Raw genomic sequence first — 15,198 nt, forward strand, 5'->3', positions numbered from 1 at the left:
GTCAGCGCCAGCGGGTGCCCTGCAGCAGCCCGATGAGGTGATCCAGCACGTCGTCGCCGGCCCCCAGGCCGTTGTGCTCGTGGGCGCTCGTCTCGTAGAGGCGGGCGTCCGGCAGGAGGGAGGCGGCCTCCAGCGAGAAGTCGCGCGGGACGTAGGCGTCGTTGCTGTAGACCGCCGCGGCCACCGGGACGTCAGCCCGGCGCAGCGCCTCGGCCGGGTAGAGCTCCGCCCACTCGACCTCGGCCAGCAGGTCGGCCGCCTCCGCGAACGGTGCCAACAGGCTGTCCTCGGTGAACAGCGACCGGTGCAGGTGCTCCCCGCCCAGCAGGGCCGGGTCCGCCGCGACCGCACCGGGGATCGTGCGGTCGGCCGCCCAGCGGGTGGCGACGCCGTCCGCCATCGAGGACTCGTGCAGGACCGAGTACAAGGGGTTGCGACCGCCGAACGGCAGCATCCCCTCGAGGTCGGCCGCGAAGGCCGATGACGTGTGGTCGCGCTCCAGCAGGTGGTGCAGCCGCTCGGAGCCCCAGGACATGCCCAGCCCGTGGCCGACGGTCCGGAAGCGCTCGGGGGAGACGACGTCGCCGTTCGGCAGGACGATCTCGCCGTCGGCGGCACGCTCGGTGAGCTCGGCGAGGCGGGCCCGGTCGCCGGGGAAGCGGCGGTGGTGCTCCTCGGACTTCCCGATCATCAGCTCCCAGGTGGTGCCGTAGACCTCCTCGATGGTGTGGTCCACCGGCGGCAGACCCCCCGTGATGAGCGCACCGGCCAGGGACTCCGGGTGCGTGGCCAGGTAGTGCAGGGAGGTGAACCCGCCGAAGGACTGCCCCAGCACGGTCCACTGCTCGGCGCCCAGGGCCTGCCGCACCAGCTCGCAGTCGGCGACGATGGAGTCCGCCCGGAAGTGCTGCAGGTAGGCGGCCTGCTGGGCGGGGGTGGTGCCGGCCAGGACGCCGGTCAGCCCGGGCGCGGTGCGGCGCGGCCCCAGGGTGCTGCCCACGGGGGTGGACAGGCCCGTTCCCCGCTGGTCCAGCATCACCACCTGGTAGTCCTGCAGGGCCCGCCGCAGCCACGACGGGCTCGAGGTGGTGAGCGAGGGACGCGGGGCCTCGCCGCCCGGGCCGCCCTGGAGGAAGACCAGGTACGGCTTGTCCGCCCCGTCGGTGCCGGTGACCACGCGGGCGAAGAGCTCGAGCGTGTCTGCGGGCAGGGCCACGTCCGCCGGGGCGTCCGGGCCGATCGCCGGAGGCCGGGCCAGGCCGTGGTCGACGGGCGCCTCGAGACGCAGGGTGCGGATGGTCAGGCCGGGCTGGTACTCGGTGGTCTGCTGCATGCGCCGAGCCTAGTGCCCCGTGACACCCTCACCCCATGCGTCTGTGGAGTGTGCACCCCGCCCAGCTGGACCGTGCCGCCTTGGTGGCCGGATGGCGGGAGGGGCTGCTCGCCCAGAAGGTGTTGCGCGGCCTCACGAAGGGCTACACCCAGCACCCCCAGCTGGAGCGCTTCCGTGCGATGGACGACCCGGTGCAGGCGGTGGTCACCTGGCTGCACGGGCTGGCCGACGAGGCCGACGAGCGGGGGTACTCCTTCGACCGGACCCGCGTCGTCGTGGGCCCTGACCCTGCGCTGCGGATGCCGCTCACCGACGGCCAGCTGCACCTGGAGTGGGAGCACCTCGCGACCAAGGTGCGCGTGCGCAACCCCGAGTGGTGGGCGCAGGTTGGCGACCAGAAGCCCCGGCCCCATCCGCTGTTCGTGGTGGAGCCGGGGCCGGTGGCTGCCTGGGAGCGCGCGGTCTGAACGGGCTGGTCGACCGCGAGGGCCGAGGCGCTCAGCCCTCCGTCTCGCTGGCCTGCAGGCTCTGCTCCGGGGCGTCCCCGGCACGGTCGGAGTCCTTCGGGGTGCCGCCGGAGTTCTCCTCGACGTACTCCTGGGGGTCCTTGTCACGCGGGGTGATGCCCTCGGCGGCCTTGAGCGCCCCGTAGCGCAGGAACTCCACCGCGATGTCGTGGCGCAGCTGCATGCTGGCCTGCTGGCGGAAGTCCGCGAGGTCCTGGCGCTCCTCCTCACCCATGTGGGTGGAGTTGGCGACGTTGGTGTCCACCACGGCGGTCCACCACTCGTCCGAGCCCACCTCGGCGGCCTCGGCCCGGCGGATGCCCTCGCGGATGGAGTTGTGGTCGTCGATGGCGTCGTCGACCTCCTCCGCGGCGTCCTCGGCATCGGCCCCGCCGGTCCCGAGGGTCAGCAGGTGGGGGTAGAAGTACTTCTCCTCGGCCTCGGCGTGGGTCTCCAGCAGGATCGCCAAGCGCTTCCACAGGGCGCCCAGGCCCTCGGTGTCGGAGCGGTCCCACTCCTCGAGCTGGGCGAACTGGGTGCGCTGCTCGTCGTGCTGGCGCTGGATGATCGCGCAGATGTCCATGGGTCCTCCGGGTGCGTGGGTGGTGTGGCACCACCGTAGGTTCACCCGCGGAAGCGCACCACCTGTCCGGGCTGCACCTGCGCGGCGAGGTCCACCGCCTCGTCGGTGACGTAGGCGATGACGGGGTACCCGCCGGTGACGGGGTGGTCGGCCAGGAACACGATCGGCTCCCCGCTGGGCGGCACCTGCACGGCGCCGCGGACCATGCCCTCGCTGGCGAGCTCCCCCGCATCGAGGCGTTCGATGCCCGGGCCCTCCAGGCGCAGCCCGATGCGGTTGGACCGGCTGGAGGCCGTCCAGTCGGTGGAGGTCAGGCGGTCCCACTCGTTCGCCGCGAACCAGTCGGCACGGGGGCCGGGCACCACGGGCAGGTGCGCCGGTCCCGACGGCGGTGCCGGGCTGGGTGCGGTGTCGACGCCGTAGTCCACCCGGGGGGCGTGGTCGTCCCCGATGGGGAGGCGGTCGCCGTCCTGCACCACGGGCGGTCCCAGCCCCGACAGCAGGTCGGTGCTGCGCGAGCCGACCACCGGCTCGGTGGCGATGCCGCCACGCACGGCCAGGTAGGTGCGCAGCCCGGTGGCGGGGGAACCACACGCGATCCGCTCGCCGGCCCGCAGCCGCACGGTGCCGTGCATGGGGGCGCCCGGCAGGACCGCGCCGGTCAGCGCCACGACGAGGTCGCGCTCGGCCTCGACCTCCAGGCCGCCGAGGGTGACCTCGAGCGTTGCGGCACCCGGGCCGTTCCCGACCAGGCGGTTGGCCAGCGTGTGGGCGGCTCGGTCGGCCGCGCCGGAGGTGCTGACGCCGGTGCCGCCCATGCCGGGGCGTCCCAGGTCCTGCACGGTCGTCAGGGGCCCGGCGCGGTGGACCAGCAGGCCCGGGCGGTTGGGGGCGCTCATGCGTCCACCGCCTCGAAGACGATGCGGACCCCGGGGCGCAGCAGCGCCGCCGGCTCACGGTGCGGGTCGAACATCTGCTCGGCGGTGTGCCCGATGAGCTGCCAGCCCCCGGGACCCTTCCGCGGGTAGACGCCGGTGAACTCCCCGGCCAGTGCCACCGAGCCCGCCGGGACGGCCGTGCGCGGCTCGCTGCGGCGCGGGACGTCCCAGTCGAAGCGGGTGCCGGCGCAGTACCCGAACCCCGGGGCGTAGCCGGCGAAGGCCACGGCCCACTCCTCGGCGCCGTGGCGGCGCATCACCTCCTCGGTGTCCACCCCCAGCAGCTCGGCCACGTCGGCGAGGTCCTCGCCGTCGTAGACCACCGGGATGCGGACCACCTCGTCCGAGGCGGGTGGGGCGCCGGTGACCTGCACGCGCTCGAGGTGGGAGCGCACCGCGGCGAGGTCCGTCCCGGGCTCGCTGACCACCATCACCGTCCGAGCCGCGGGCACGAGGTCGAGCGTGCCGGCCGGTGGGTCGGCCTCCAGCGCGGCGTGCCAGGCCCGGGCCTCGGTGAGGTCGTCGAGCTCCACGAGCACCGCGCGGGTCCCGCTGGGCAGCAGGCGCATCAGGCGAAGGACCGAAGGGTGGCGCCGGCGTCCTCGAGCCCTTGGCGCACCGCGCGGGCGATCTCCACCGCACCGGGGGTGTCGCCGTGCACGCAGATCGAGCTCGGCGTCAGGCGCAGCGGGTTGCCCTCGACGTCCTCGATGGGGTGACCGGTCGCCATCGCCACGCACCGCTCGGTGATCGCCACCGGGTCGTGCAGCACCGCTCCCGGCTCGCGGCGGGAGACCAGCTGGCCCTCGGGCGTGTAGGCACGGTCGGCGAAGGCCTCGGCCACGAAGCGCAGCCCCGCGGCCTCGGCGGCCTCCTGCCAGGGGGTGCCGGGCAGGCCGAGCACGGCCAGGCCGGGCCGGAACGCGGCCAGCGCCTCGGCGGTCGCCCGGGCCTGCGCCGGGTCCTTCGCGATGGTGTTGTACAGCCCGCCGTGCGGCTTGCAGTAGCCCACCTCGGTGCCGGCGGCCCGGGCGATGCCCTCCAGGGCGGAGACCTGGTAGAGCACGTCCGCGGTCAGCTCGTCGGGCGCGATGTCCATGGCGCGGCGGCCGAAGCCGTGCAGGTCGCGGTAGGCCACGTGGGCGCCGACGGTGACGCCCTCGGAGGCGGCCTTCTCGCAGGTGGTGCGCATGATCAGGGGGTCGCCGGCGTGGAACCCCGTGGCCACGTTGGCGCTGGTGACCACGCCCAGCAGGGCGTCGTCGTCCCCCATCCGCCACATGCCCAGGCCCTCGCCCAGGTCGGCGTTCAGGTCGATGGTGCTCATGGTGCTCCTCTCAGCTGGTCATCAGGTCGATCAGCGGCCGCACCGAGGTGACGGCCAGGTACAGCGTCAGCAGCCAGGCGATGCTGCCGATCACCAGCAGCCACTTCGGGTAGTCGTAGCCGTGCAGCAGGTCGCGGCGGAACCACCCGACGTACAGCATCACGCCGATGCCGACGGGCAGCAGGATGCCGTTGAACGCGCCGGCGAAGACCAGCAGCGTGGTGGGGGCCTTGCCGAGCACCAGGAAGAGCACGAGGCTCAGGCCGATGAACCCGCCGGTGAGCAGGTTGCGGGTGCGTGCCGGGGTGCGGGTGGAGGAGGTCAGGAAGGACACGGTGGTGTACGAGCAACCCACCACCGAGCTGATCGCGGCCGCCCAGAAGACGGCACCGAAGAGCCGCAGGCCCACGTCGCCGGCCGCGGCCTGGAAGGCGGAGGCCGCCTGCGAGGTACCGGTTAGGTCCGCCCCGGAGACGACCACGCCGAGGATGGCGAGGAAGAGCAGGGTGCGCATGACGCCGGTGACGATGATGGCCAGCACCGAGGTGCGGGAGATGGCGGCCACCTGGTCGGGGCCGGTGTGTCCCGCATCGATGAGGCGGTGGGCGCCGGCGTAGATGATGTAGCCGCCGATGGTGCCGCCGACCAGGGTGGTGATGGCGAGCGGCTCGATGATCTCCGGGGCGATGGTGTTGCGCGCAGCGGAGGCCAGCGGCGGGTCGGAGACGATCGCGACGTACAGGGTGAGCGCCAGCATCAGGGCGCCGAGGACCACCACGACGCGGTCCATGGCCCACCCGGCCCAGCGGCTGAGGAAGATGCCGATCGCCAGCACGGCGGACAGGGCCGCGCCCCAGCGCGGGTCGATGCCGGCCAGGGCCTCGGTGCCGATGCCGGCGCCGGCCACGTTGCCGATGTTGAAGACCACGCCGCCGACCAGCAGCAGCCCGGCGAGCACCCAGCCGAGGCCGGGGGCGACGTCGTTGGCGAGCTCCTGCGCGCGGCGACCGCTGACGCCGATGACGCGCCAGACGTTCAGCTGCAGGGCGATGTCGAGGACGATCGACACCAGGATGGCGAACGCGAAGGCCGCGCCGAGCTGCACCGTGAACTGGGTGGTCTGGGTGATGAACCCCGGGCCGATCGAGGAGGTGGCCATGAGGAACATGGCGCCCAGCAGCGCGGCGCGGGAGGCGCGGTGGCCGGGGGAGGCTCCGGTGCCGGTGGGGCCGCCGTCGCGGGGGCCGGGCTCACCCGGCGGCAGGGCGTCGGTCTGGGCGGAGGTGCTCATGGTTCTCCTCGGGAGGGGGCTGGCGCGGGCCGGGAGCGTCCGGCGCCTCCTCTCACGCTAGTGATTGTTCAACAATCACGACACGGGCTCGGGGTGATCGTGACCCTTTCTTGACCTGCCGCCCTCCGGCGGGCCCTCCGACGAGCCGTCCGGGCGGTGTGCCGAGAGGTGCCCCAGCCCCGCCAGGAGCGCCGTCGTGACCACGCCCACCGCCAGGGCGGCACGGCCCTCGGGGAGGAAGGCCATCATCACCAGCACGAGCACCAGGAAGGCGGCCGCGAGCGCGGTCACCCAGGGCCAGCCGGGCGTGGCGAACGCCCCGGGCCGCAGGGCGCCGCGGGCGATGCGCCGCCGCAGCCCGTGGTGGGCTGCGAGGATCAGCAGCCACACGAACACGGTCGCGAAGCTCGCGAGGGAGGCCACGAAGGTGAACACCCGGTCCGGCACCACCAGGTTGAGGACCAGCCCGATCACCAGGGCCACGCCCACGGTGACGATCGCCGCCCCCGGGATTCCGCGCCCCGAGACCCGCCCGAAGACCGCCGGGGCGTGCCCGGCCGCGGCCAGGCCGAACAGCGTGCGCCCGATGGCGAAGGTGATGGCGTTCAGCGCCGAGAAGGCCGCGATGATGACTACGGCGTTCAGGACGTGGGCGGCGGCGGGGAGGCCCACCGCATCGATGATCTGGACGAAGGGCGACTGCTCCCCGGTGATGCCCGTCCACGGGGCGAGGGTGAGCATGACGCCCACCGAGCCCACGTAGAACAGCAGGATCCGCCACGGGACGGTGTTGATGGCGTCGGGGATGCTGCGGTGGGGGTTCTGCGACTCGGCCGCCGTGAGGCCGACGGTCTCGATGCCGCCGAAGGCGAAGACCACGACCGTCAGCGACAGCAGGATGCCCCAGGCGCCGTGCGGGGCGAACCCGCCGTGCTCCCACAGGTGGGCGACGCTCGGCTGGCCGGTGGGCAGGCCCGCGCCGGTGACCAGCAGGCCCACCCCGAGCACCACCATCGCGACGATGGCGCCGACCTTCAGCAGGGTGAGCCAGAACTCGGTCTCCCCGAACAGCCGGACGGCCACGAGGTTGAGCCCCAGCACCAGGGCGATGGTGCCCACCATCCACGCCCACCCCGGCACCGCGGGCCACCACGAGCCCAGGTAGATGCGCAGCGCGGTGACGTCGGCGATGCCGACCAGCAGCATCTCGGCGGTGAAGATCCAGCCGATCACGAACCCCCAGGTGCGGCCGAGGTAGCGCTGGGTGAAGTCCACGAACGAGGAGGCGTCCGGGGTGCGCAGCACCATCTCGGCCATCGCGCGCATCACCACGTAGATGGCGGCCCCCGCGGCCAGGTAGGCCAGCAGGACGGCCGGCCCGGCGAGCTGGATGGCGCTCGCGGAGCCGAGGAACAGGCCGGTGCCGATCGCCGTGCCCAGGGCGATGAAGCGGATGTGCCGGGTGCTCAGCCCGCGGGCCAGCGGGGAGTCCGGGGACTCGGCGGCGCTCGCGTCGGCGGCGGGGGTGGATGGTGCTGTGGACACGGGGCCTCTTCGGTGCGGCGGTGGGGACGACCCGCGAGCGTAGGCCCGCCGTGGACGCCCGTGAGCCGAATTCAGGGGTTTCACCGTTCCGGTGTGCACAATGTCACGGTGACAACGGAACTCGGTGGGCAGCGCTGCGCGCGGACGGTGCGTGGGCTGATCACGGCCGGGCGCCTGGGGCCGGGCGAGCAGCTGGTGGAGCAGTCCCTGGTGGAGGTGTGCGGCGTCTCCCGCAACACGCTGCGGGAGGGGTACCGGATCCTGGCCGACGAGGGGCTGGTGGTGCACGTCCCTCATCGCGGGGTGTTCGTCTCCTCGCCCGGGGTGGCCGAGGTGCGTGACGTCTACACCGCCCGCCGCGTGGTGGAGTGCGGGGCGCTGCGCGAGCGGGCCGGCGCCGGCCTGGCGGTGGGGGGCGGCCCGGCGGCCGGCGGCGACCCGGCTGTGGTGGTCTTGGAGCAGCTCGTCGGCCGCGCCCGGGAGGCCGCGGCGGATGGGCGCTGGAGCGAGGTGGGCGACCTGAACATGGCCGTCCACCAGCAGTGGGTGGACCTCGCCGGGAGCCGGTGGCTGTCCGCGGCGGCGAAGGGCCTGCTGGCGCACGCCCGGCTGGCCTTCCGCACCTTGGCCGACCCCGGCGGGCTGCACTCGGCCTTCGTGGAGGAGAACGCGCGCGTGGTGGGGCACGTGGCAGCGGGGGAGTTCGGCGCGGCCGCGGACCTGCTGGAGGGGTATCTGCACCGCGCGGAGGGCCTGGTCGTCGACGCGATGCGGTGAGTCGGCCGGGCGCGTCCCAAGACTTGGTCAAGAAGTGCCCGCGACCCTGTCCATCCGGCCCCCGCCTCCCTAGGGTCCGACCATGAGCGCAGCGACCCGCCGTTCCCTGTCCATTGCCCTCGCCGGAAGCCTGATGCTGGTGGTCCCGACCGCCACCGCCGCGCCTTCCGACGCACCCACCACCGCGAGCCGCGCCGCCACGGCTACCGCCGCCGAGAAGGAGGGCATCACCCACGAGCAGAACCCGCAGGTGCCCGAGGGTGCTGTGTGGACGCAGGAGTACTTCCCCTCCTCGCTGCCGTCGAACAACGGTGACGAGGTGGAGCTGCACGCCGACGTGTTGCGTCCGGCGCACCTGCCGGCCGACGCGCGGACGCCGGTGATCCTGTCGGTGGGGCCGTACTTCAGCCACATCGGGCAGACGGGGGACGACGGGCACCCGGTGGCGGGCCCCTCGCAGCGGTTCACGGACCTCATCGAGGGGGCGGACCTGATGGCCCAGGGGTACACCGTGGTGATGGTGGACCTGCGCGGCTTCGGGGGGTCCACCGGCTGCCTGGACTGGGTGGGTCCCGGTGAGCAGGCCGACGTGGCCTCCGCGGTCGAGTGGGCGGCGGGCCAGCCGTGGTCCACCGGGAAGGTGGGGATGTACGGCAAGTCCTACGACGCCTCCACCGGCCTGGTCGGCAACAACCTGGAGCCCGAGGGCCTGGAGGCCGTGGTGGCCCAGGAGCCGGTGTGGGACATGCACAACTACCTCTACAGCAACGGGGTGCCGCGGCCGAACAACGTGTTCACCCCGCGGGCCTACAACAGCATCGCGACGCTGCCGGCCCACGCGGGGGACGACGAGCGCTACCGCGCCAACGCTGACTACGAGAAGGCGCACCCCGAGTGCACGGCGCAGAACTCGGCGGACGGGCTGATCGCGGACCCGGAGTCGGAGTACTGGAAGGCCCGTGACCTGGCCACGCAGGCCGAGGGCTCGGACGTGCCGCTGTTCGTGACGCAGGGTTTCATCGAGACGAACACCAAGCCCGAGGACATGCGGAAGTACCTGGACAACCACAGTGGTGAGCAGCGCGGCTGGCTGGGGCAGTGGAACCACGTGCGGGGCAACGACCGCACCGAGGACGGCCGGTTGGAGATGGGCCGCGAGGGCTGGTTCACCGAGGTGATCAGCTTCTACGACGAGCACCTCAAGGACACCGAGCCGGTGCAGGACTTTCCGGCCTACGTCATCGAGGACAGCAACGGTGCGTGGCGCGCGCAGGACGCGTGGCCGCTGGTGAACAGCACGCGCACGGTCGACCTGGAGGACGGGTCGTTCGTCGACGACCGCGCGGGCGAGCCGGGCGCCGCACGGGGCGCTGTGGCCGACGGCGCCGATGGGGTGACGCTGGCCGCGGGCGCGGCGCCCCGCATCGAGGCGGCGGACGGTGCCGCGAAGGGCCGGGGTCCCGTCGGCGACATGGAGCGAGGTGCGTCGCTGCAGCCGCAGAAGGGCCCGGTGGCCCCGGAGGTTCGGCAGCGCAAGGGCAAGGGTGGGCCCGGCACCACCGAGGACGCGTACGGGTACGTGACCTGGTCCAAGCCGGTGAAGCGCGACGTGCGCGTGACCGGCACGCCGCGGGTGGCCTTCGAGGCCGAGGGCCAGGGCGGTGTGGCGGTGCAGCTGTTCGACGTGGCGCCCGACGGTACGGCGGTGCGCTTCGACGAGCAGGTGGTGGCCGTCGACGGCGGGCAGCACGAGATCGCGTTGAAGGACACCGAGTGGACGCTCGAGGCCGGTCACCAGCTGGCGGTGCGGATCGGCACCATCGGTGCCGACGAGTACTGGTCGCACGAGCCGAGCATGGACACCGTCGAGGTGAGCGACGCCGAGCTGACGCTCGAGCTGCAGAACACGCGTTGGGACGAGCCGACCCACGGCGCGGTCTCGCCCTTCCTGGCGACCTGGGAGCGCGCCTACACCGAGAAGTGGGACGCCAAGGCGCCCGGGACCTTCCAGGTGAAGGCGTCGCAGGGCAAGCCCAAGCACTCCTGAGATACCTGTGACCGCGCCCGGCCCACTGGCACTCGGTGGGCCGGGCGCTCGTCATGGACGCACGGGCTGTACCCGACACCCGCCACGGGCGGCCAGGTGGTCGCGGTGCAGTCCCTCCAGGGTGCGGGCCACCAGCTCGGGGAACGCCGTGGGGGCACGCCCCAGGTCGTCGGCGGTGGCGAGGCCGGCGCCGGAGGAGAACGAGTCCCCCAGCGCGACGAAGCGGGCTCTGGGGTGCGTCCTGACGGTGGTGCTGCTCATGGAGGCGATGGTGCCGCAGAGCACCGACATGCCGGGTGCTGCAGACCACCGGTGCACGGGGCGCTGCCGGGTGTTGAGCCCCCCGGGGCCCGGCTACTGGTGGGCGCCGTCGTGGGTGGTGGCGACGACTGGCCGGCGCCGCCGTGGGTGGCGCCTACTGGTCGGTGTAGTCGTGGGGGTGGGTGGTCTGCCGCTGGCCCAGGAGGCTGGTCCACTCGACGGAGCCGTCGGGGGCCATGACCGCCTCCCAGTGACGGCGGGTCTTGCGCGCGTGACCCCGGCGCGAGAGGCACTGCAGGTTGTCCGGGGTGGTGGCGCCACCGGCCTCGAACGGCACCACGTGGTCGAGCTCGCACTGGTCGGCCGGGGTGCCTGAGCCGGGGTCACGGGCGACGCCGTCACGGGCCCTCACGAACCGGGCCACCGACGCCGTCGGTCGGTAGGTGTGCGGCGAGACCGCCACGGCGTGACCGGTGACCGGGTCGGCGACCAGGCGCTGCCACACCGAGCCCTCGCGGGTCGCTACGGCACGGACGTGCTCGGGGCCGAGGTACCCGAACCCGGGCATCCACCCCAGCGCTGCGCCGCGCAGGCCGCCGCCACCGCCACGCAGGTCGTCACCGCCGCCACGGGCGGGCGCTTGCTCGGCCAGTGCGTCACTCGGTGTGTCGCTCGGTGTGTGGGCCGGCGGTCCGGTACCCGCTGAGCCATCCGGCGGGGGATCGCTCGTGCCCGAACCGCTGTCCGGCGGGTCACGGTCGGCGTCGGTCGCGTTCTCGAGCAGGACGTCCAGGCCCACGACCACCGTGCACCGAGCCGGGGGAAGAACCGGGTCGCCGATCTGCGGAAGGGGCCACCAGTCGCTCGAGACCGTCCCGCAGGCCGTGCACACCGGAGGTGCAGGCGCCTCGGCACCCGTGGGGTTCTGGGTGGTCTGCGTCGGCAAGATCGGCTGGGTGCAGAACCCGCTCCCCGCGGGGCCGGCATCGGTGCGGCTGCCCGGCGTCGCGTGATCCGACCCGGCACTCGCAGAGGTGCTCGCAGTGCCGGGACAGGTGCCGGGCAGGTGGCCCACAAGCAACAGGTCCAGGTGCAGGTCCGAGCGCAGCTGGGCGAGGGTCCGCTGGTCGCCGGCCGCCTTGGCTCGCCGGGCCGCCGCGTCCAACCGGCCCCAGGCGGCTGCCACCCGGGTGGCCTCACCGACCACCGTCAGCGCCCCGGTCCCTTCCTCACCGGGCCGGGTCCACGAACCACGCCCCGCCAGGGCCTCGGCCATCCTCGCCCGAGCGGCCTGTCGGTCGGCGGCCTCGACCTTCCGCACCCGCCGGCGCAGGAGCTCGCGGAACGAGGCGGCCGACCGGGGCGAACCATCCGCCGCCCGGGTGAGCACCACCTCGCCGATGGCCACCGCGTCCGCCACCTGCAGGTGACGGGTCCCGGTGTGCCAGGACAGCACCCGCGACAAGGACGCGCGCCCCTCGACCAGTGCTGCGCGGCCGCAGGCCATCCGCTGCGGGTCGCTGGCCGCCAGGTCCACCACGGAACGCACCTGCGTCGGGAGCTCCCCCGTGGCGGCCGTGACCTCGTCGGCCACGATCGCCGGGGCATCGGCCACCTCCCACACACCCGGCTCGCCCTCCTCGCGACGCTGCTCCAGGTGGGCCGCCGTGTGCTCGTAGACCCCGGCCACCGCATCGAGCAGGGCCACCTCCGCGGCGCGGACCGCCTCCACCGCCGTGACGGCGTGGCCGAGGTCCCGCTCCGCCCGCTCCAGCGCGTCCGCGGAACGCCCCGCGGCGCCCCGGCCACCCGACGGGGACACCTGCCCCGTCCCGAACGACTCCCGCCGCATGTCCCCACCCCCTCGATGGTCACGCTGGTCCTGCTGGCTGTCCGATGTACCACTACGCGTCCGACACCTCGTCGAACTGATGTACCCACCATAGAACACCCTACCGACAACCTCCCCCCACCGTCACGACCCTGTGGACAAGCGCCCGACCGGGCCCATCGCACCCCCGTCCCCATGCACCCCCGCTCCCCGCCCTCAGGTGCCCTCGGACAGCTCCCGCAGCAACGCCGTCATCTCCTCCAGCCCGAAGTACTCCGCGATCACCCACGCGTTCTTCGGCCCGTGCCCCGGGTCCGCCCCGGCGCCCACCAGCGCCCGCACCAGGTCCCCCCGCTGCCGGAACACCGCGGCGGCCACCGGCGTCTGCCCCGCATCGTTGACCCGTGCCGTGTCCGCTCGCAGGCCCAGCAGCAACTCCACCGCCGCGGTGTGCCCGTGGTAGGTCGCCAGCATCAGCAGGGTGTCGCCGCGACCGTTCGTGAGGTTCACCGGCACCCCCATCGCCAACAGCTCACCCAGCCGTGTGACGTCGCCCGAGCGGGCCCTGTCGAAGGTCTCCTCCAACAGGGCCCGCTCGTCGGGCGTCAGGTCCGGTGCGCCCGACGACCCGTTCGGCTCGCTCAGGGCAGGTCCTTCTCCGGGGCCTGGAGCAGGCGGTCCCACACGCGGTGCTTGCTCAGCAGCTCCACCACGGTCGAGACGGCCTGGTCCGGCGCGTCGGCCTGCACCACACCCGCATCGACCGAGGGGACGGCGTGCGCGACGAAGCCCGCGCCGTCGCCCCATCCACCGACGGCCTTGCCGTGGTGCCAAGCCTCGCCCACCACCGCGGCCAGGTTGCGCGGCAGGTCCTCGGGGTGGTCGGCGACCAGGATCGCGTCGAACATGATGCTGGCCGCGTTGATGGCGGTGACGTCCACCATCAGGTCCTCACGCCCACCGAGCGGACCCCCGGCGGGGGCCACCAGCTGCGGCACCATGCCGGCGTCCTCGACGGCCTTCTTGGCCGCCGTCACCGCGTCGAGGTCGCACTCGCCGCAGACGAACAGGCCCACCACGCGGTTGTCCACCGGCCAGGTGCCGCCCACCTGGGCGAGCGCCGGGCTCGGGTCCATCTCCTCGACCGTCACCGAGGAGTCCGCCTCGGGCACCGGACGACCGAGGTTGCCCGCGACCGTGGCGGCCAACCCGCTGTCGATGGTGGCCAGGTGGCCCAGCTGCCGGTCCACCACGTGGGGCTTGGTGCACATGCCCAGCTCGAAGGAGTAGGCATCCGCGACGTGCGCCTGCTCGACCGCCGTCAGGGAGCGGTAGAACATGCGCGTCTGGGTGAAGTGGTCGTCGAAGCTCGTGCCCGGGTTCTCGCGCTCCTTGCCGCCGTCGACGGCCACGGGCACCTCGATGAGCACGCCGGGGACGTCGTCGACGCTCTTGTCCGCGCCGGGGGAGTTTTTCTGCCCGGGGTGCCACGGCACCTCGGCGGGATCCACCAGGCCCTGCGGCGCGTAGGCCACCTTGCCCTCGTGGACGGTCATCTGGTGCATGCCGTCACGGTGGTGGGTGTTCACCTCGGACTGCTGGGCCCGGTTGATGGGCAGCTGGGTGAAGTTCGGCCCGCCCAGCCGGGAGATCTGGGTGTCCAGGTAGCTGAACAGACGCCCCTGCAGCAGCGGGTCGTTGGTGTGGTCGATGCCGGGCACCAGGTGGCTGGGGCAGAAGGCCACCTGCTCGGTCTCGGCGAAGAAGTTGTCCACGTTGCGGTCCAGCGTCATCGTGCCGATGACCTGCACCGGAGCGAGCTCCTCGGGGACGAGCTTCGTGGGGTCGAGCAGGTCGATGCCCTCGAACATCTCGCTGTCGGTGTCCGGGAACACCTGCACGCCGAGGTCCCACTCGGGTGGGGTGCCGGAATCGATCGCCGTGTAGAGGTCCTTGCGCTGGTAGTCGGGGTCGGCGCCCATGATCTTCTGGGCCTCGGGCCACAGGGTGGAGTGCACGCCGGCCCGGGGCTTCCAGTGGAACTTGACGAGCGTGGTCTCACCCTCGGCGTTGATGAGGCGGAAGGTGTGCACACCGAAGCCCTCCATGGTGCGCAGCGACTGCGGGATGCCGCGGTCGGACATGTTCCAGATGGTGTGGTGCTGCGCCTCGGTGTGGGTGGAGACGAAGTCCCAGAAGGTGTCGTGGGCGGACTGCGCCTGCGGTATCTCGGTGTCGGGCTCCGGCTTGGCCGCGTGCACCACGTCGGGGAACTTGATCGCGTCCTGGATGAAGAACACCGGGATGTTGTTGCCCACGAGGTCGTAGTTGCCCTGCTCGGTGTAGAACTTCACCGCGAAGCCGCGGGTGTCGCGCGGGGTGTCCGCGCTGCCGCGCGAGCCGAGCACCGTGGAGAAGCGGGTGAACACCGGGGTCTCGGCGCCGGCCTGCAGGAAGCCTGCGCTGGTGATCCCCGCGGCCGCGCCGTTGCTACGGAAGGTGCCGTGTGCACCCACGCCGCGGGCGTGGACCGCGCGCTCCGGGATGCGCTCGTGGTCGAAGTGGGTGATCTTCTCCCGGAAGTGCTGGTCCTGGATCAGGGCCGGGCCGCGCCGTCCCGCCTTCAGCGTGTGGTCGGTGTCGGGGATGCGCGCACCGTGGTCGTTCGTGAGGTGCTCGCCGGACTGGAACTGCCCTCGGTTGGTCTCCATGCCCCCGAGTCTGGGGCCTGTCCATCCACCTCACAACCGGTGCGGCTC

The 15,198-nt window shown here is 73.1% G+C and carries 14 protein-coding genes; 3 read left to right on the forward strand and 11 right to left on the reverse strand.

The window, feature by feature from the left end; translation table 11 throughout:
- Position 1: 1 nt before the first annotated feature.
- The gene (locus tag KSED_RS00180) at positions 2-1,333 is read right to left on the reverse strand and encodes an alpha/beta hydrolase (RefSeq protein ID WP_012801551.1); all 1,332 of its coding nucleotides are present in this window, start codon (positions 1,331-1,333) and stop codon (positions 2-4) included.
- Positions 1,334-1,368: 35 nt separating this feature from the next.
- Here KSED_RS00180 and KSED_RS00185 point away from each other — a divergent pair, with 35 nt between their 5' ends.
- Entirely contained in the window at positions 1,369-1,800 is a 432-nt protein-coding gene (locus tag KSED_RS00185; protein ID WP_012801552.1) for a pyrimidine dimer DNA glycosylase/endonuclease V, read from the forward strand.
- A 31-nt stretch (positions 1,801-1,831) separates the two neighbouring features.
- Here the strand turns inward: KSED_RS00185 and KSED_RS00190 are convergent, their stop codons facing one another.
- From KSED_RS00190 to KSED_RS00215, 6 genes are all read right to left on the reverse strand, one after another.
- Positions 1,832-2,422 carry a hemerythrin domain-containing protein gene (locus tag KSED_RS00190; protein ID WP_012801553.1) on the reverse strand — a complete coding sequence of 197 codons (591 nt, stop codon included), beginning with the start codon at positions 2,420-2,422 and terminating at the stop codon, positions 1,832-1,834.
- Positions 2,423-2,463: 41 nt separating this feature from the next.
- The gene (locus KSED_RS15160) at positions 2,464-3,321 is read right to left on the reverse strand and encodes a 5-oxoprolinase subunit C family protein (protein WP_012801554.1); all 858 of its coding nucleotides are present in this window, start codon (positions 3,319-3,321) and stop codon (positions 2,464-2,466) included.
- A complete protein-coding gene (locus tag KSED_RS15165) occupies positions 3,318-3,929 on the reverse strand; it encodes a 5-oxoprolinase subunit B family protein (protein WP_012801555.1) in 612 nt (203 codons plus the stop codon). Before KSED_RS15165 ends, KSED_RS15160 begins: the two co-directional genes overlap by 4 nt.
- A complete protein-coding gene (locus KSED_RS00205) occupies positions 3,929-4,687 on the reverse strand; it encodes a LamB/YcsF family protein (RefSeq protein ID WP_012801556.1) in 759 nt (252 codons plus the stop codon). The genes KSED_RS15165 and KSED_RS00205 overlap by 1 nt, the downstream gene beginning before the upstream one ends.
- 10 nt (positions 4,688-4,697) lie before the next feature.
- Positions 4,698-5,978: an NRAMP family divalent metal transporter gene (locus KSED_RS00210; protein WP_012801557.1), complete on the reverse strand. Its 1,281-nt coding sequence runs from the start codon at positions 5,976-5,978 to the stop codon at positions 4,698-4,700.
- 75 nt (positions 5,979-6,053) lie between these two features.
- Positions 6,054-7,523, reverse strand: coding sequence for an amino acid permease (locus KSED_RS00215; protein WP_012801558.1), 1,470 nt, complete (start codon positions 7,521-7,523; stop codon positions 6,054-6,056).
- Positions 7,524-7,631: 108 nt separating this feature from the next.
- On the opposite strand from KSED_RS00215, the gene KSED_RS00220 reads away from it, so the two are divergent.
- Entirely contained in the window at positions 7,632-8,300 is a 669-nt protein-coding gene (locus KSED_RS00220) for a GntR family transcriptional regulator (protein WP_041290805.1), read from the forward strand.
- 82 nt (positions 8,301-8,382) lie between these two features.
- The gene (locus tag KSED_RS00225; protein ID WP_041290806.1) at positions 8,383-10,347 is read left to right on the forward strand and encodes a CocE/NonD family hydrolase; all 1,965 of its coding nucleotides are present in this window, start codon (positions 8,383-8,385) and stop codon (positions 10,345-10,347) included.
- Positions 10,348-10,398: 51 nt separating this feature from the next.
- On the opposite strand, the gene KSED_RS00230 is transcribed toward KSED_RS00225, so the two are convergent.
- The 4 genes from KSED_RS00230 to KSED_RS00245 form a co-directional block, all read right to left on the reverse strand.
- Entirely contained in the window at positions 10,399-10,608 is a 210-nt protein-coding gene (locus KSED_RS00230; protein ID WP_143827310.1) for a hypothetical protein, read from the reverse strand.
- Between the two features lie 154 nt (positions 10,609-10,762).
- Positions 10,763-12,460, reverse strand: a complete 1,698-nt coding sequence (locus tag KSED_RS15170) for an HNH endonuclease signature motif containing protein (protein ID WP_012801562.1) — start codon at positions 12,458-12,460, stop codon at positions 10,763-10,765.
- Between the two features lie 195 nt (positions 12,461-12,655).
- Entirely contained in the window at positions 12,656-13,024 is a 369-nt protein-coding gene (locus tag KSED_RS00240; protein WP_012801563.1) for an ankyrin repeat domain-containing protein, read from the reverse strand.
- Positions 13,025-13,080: 56 nt separating this feature from the next.
- On the reverse strand, positions 13,081-15,150 hold the full coding sequence (locus KSED_RS00245) for a catalase (RefSeq protein ID WP_012801564.1): 2,070 nt from the start codon (positions 15,148-15,150) through the stop codon (positions 13,081-13,083).
- Positions 15,151-15,198 lie beyond the last annotated feature (48 nt).

The organism is Kytococcus sedentarius DSM 20547 (assembly GCF_000023925.1).
Classification (GTDB): domain Bacteria; phylum Actinomycetota; class Actinomycetes; order Actinomycetales; family Dermatophilaceae; genus Kytococcus; species Kytococcus sedentarius.

Bases quoted from the DNA above. Each gene is read 5' to 3' on its own strand.
- KSED_RS00180 (WP_012801551.1), bottom strand. From the start codon at position 1,333: ATGCAGCAGACCACCGAGTACCAGCCCGGCCTGACCATCCGCACCCTG.
- KSED_RS00185 (WP_012801552.1), top strand. From the start codon at position 1,369: ATGCGTCTGTGGAGTGTGCACCCCGCCCAGCTGGACCGTGCCGCCTTG.
- KSED_RS00190 (WP_012801553.1), bottom strand. From the start codon at position 2,422: ATGGACATCTGCGCGATCATCCAGCGCCAGCACGACGAGCAGCGCACC.
- KSED_RS15160 (WP_012801554.1), bottom strand. From the start codon at position 3,321: ATGAGCGCCCCCAACCGCCCGGGCCTGCTGGTCCACCGCGCCGGGCCC.
- KSED_RS15165 (WP_012801555.1), bottom strand. From the start codon at position 3,929: ATGCGCCTGCTGCCCAGCGGGACCCGCGCGGTGCTCGTGGAGCTCGAC.
- KSED_RS00205 (WP_012801556.1), bottom strand. From the start codon at position 4,687: ATGAGCACCATCGACCTGAACGCCGACCTGGGCGAGGGCCTGGGCATG.
- KSED_RS00210 (WP_012801557.1), bottom strand. From the start codon at position 5,978: ATGAGCACCTCCGCCCAGACCGACGCCCTGCCGCCGGGTGAGCCCGGC.
- KSED_RS00225 (WP_041290806.1), top strand. From the start codon at position 8,383: ATGAGCGCAGCGACCCGCCGTTCCCTGTCCATTGCCCTCGCCGGAAGC.
- KSED_RS00230 (WP_143827310.1), bottom strand. From the start codon at position 10,608: ATGAGCAGCACCACCGTCAGGACGCACCCCAGAGCCCGCTTCGTCGCG.
- KSED_RS15170 (WP_012801562.1), bottom strand. From the start codon at position 12,460: ATGCGGCGGGAGTCGTTCGGGACGGGGCAGGTGTCCCCGTCGGGTGGC.
- KSED_RS00245 (WP_012801564.1), bottom strand. From the start codon at position 15,150: ATGGAGACCAACCGAGGGCAGTTCCAGTCCGGCGAGCACCTCACGAAC.